1 protein-coding gene and 2 pseudogenes are annotated in these 1270 nt (G+C 46.8%); 2 read left to right on the top strand and 1 reads right to left on the bottom strand.

The window, feature by feature from the left end:
• Nucleotides 1-77, bottom strand: a pseudogene (locus H8S64_RS22940) (ParA family protein); the annotation flags it as partial.
• Nucleotides 78-642: 565 nt separating this feature from the next.
• On the opposite strand from H8S64_RS22940, the gene mobA reads away from it, so the two are divergent.
• Both mobA and H8S64_RS22055 read left to right on the top strand, forming a co-directional pair.
• Nucleotides 643-1065: a conjugal transfer protein MobA gene (gene mobA, locus H8S64_RS22060; protein WP_032535946.1), complete on the top strand. Its 423-nt coding sequence runs from the start codon at nucleotides 643-645 to the stop codon at nucleotides 1063-1065.
• Nucleotides 1050-1270 (top strand): annotated as a pseudogene (locus tag H8S64_RS22055) (conjugal transfer protein MobB); the annotation flags it as partial. The gene mobA and the pseudogene H8S64_RS22055, both read left to right, overlap by 16 nt.

Here is a 1270-nt window from a genome sequence, read left to right as displayed (position 1 = left end):
TTGCCGACCCCGCCCTTTTGGGTGGAAAAGGCGACATAAAGGGGTGTTTTCTCGTTTTCCATATTGCTTCCGTTCATTATTGGTTGATAGATTTGTTTATTGCTTTCAATCATTCATTCTTTCCATGTTGCAATCTTGAAATATTGAAAGACTGTTTTATTTCAATCTTGTTTTCCTGCTTTCATTCTTTCTTGAAATATTGAAATCCTGCAATCATGTTTTATTGAAATCCTGCTTTCAATCATTCTTTCCTGATTGGAATATTTCTTTCAATCTTGCTTTCAATATTGAAATCCGATGCAAAAAAAGGGAGAAAAAACGTCCCCTGAAAACCTTGTCCCGATTTGTCCTGCGCTGTCCCGTTTTGTCCACCAACCACCTATTTTACAGCATTATAAATCACCGTTACTTTGCAGCGGAGTAACGAACCGCAGGGGGCGCAGGTGTAAAACAGGGCTGGTGAATGGCTGGGCTTACCGTTCCACGCTAACCCCAATCCGTCCGTGACGGATTTCGATTTTCGTCAGAAAATAGCAAGGTGTGTTTTGTAGCATACAAAACCGTTTTCCGTGCCTGAAAACGCCTTGCCCCTTGCGGGGGTAAAAATCACTCCGAAGTCGTAATTTTTTAATCCAAAGAAGCATGGAAACAAGAAGAACCAACAAGGGCGGTCGCCCCGCCCTCGCAGACCCGGCGAAGCATCGCCATGTCCTTTACCTGAACGACCGGGAGAACGCCCGTTTCCTCTCGCAGTGGGAGCAGTCGGGCGTCACGAGCAAGTCCCGGTTCATCGCTGCCCGACTATTCGGCGAGCCGTTCCGGGTGGTGAAAGTGGATAAGTCGGCGGTCGAGTATTGCGCCCGGCTGACCGAATTTTACGCCCAGTTCAGAGCCGTGGCGGTCAATTATAACCAAGTTGTAAAGGCGTTGCATAGCAATTTTTCGGAGAAAAAGGCACTGGCTTTTCTCTATAAACTGGAAAAGGCGACCACTGAATTATCTATGTTAAACCGTCAGGTTATCGACCTGACAAACGAGTGCAAGGAACTATGGTTGCCAAAATAAGCACTGGCGGCAATATGTTCGGCGCACTGGCGTACAACCAAAACAAGGTGGACAGCGAGGAAGCAAAGGTGCTTTTTTCCAACAAAATGCTGTTGAGCGAGGACGGGAATTTCTCTATCGGCGAGTGTATGCGCAGCTTTGAAATGCAGATGCCCGTCCAGCTTTCCACCAAGAAGCCGATACTTCATATTTCCATAAACCCGCA

Source organism: Butyricimonas hominis, from assembly GCF_014287455.1.
GTDB lineage: Bacteria > Bacteroidota > Bacteroidia > Bacteroidales > Marinifilaceae > Butyricimonas > Butyricimonas muris.
This window is presented reverse-complemented; position numbering and strand designations above follow the sequence as displayed.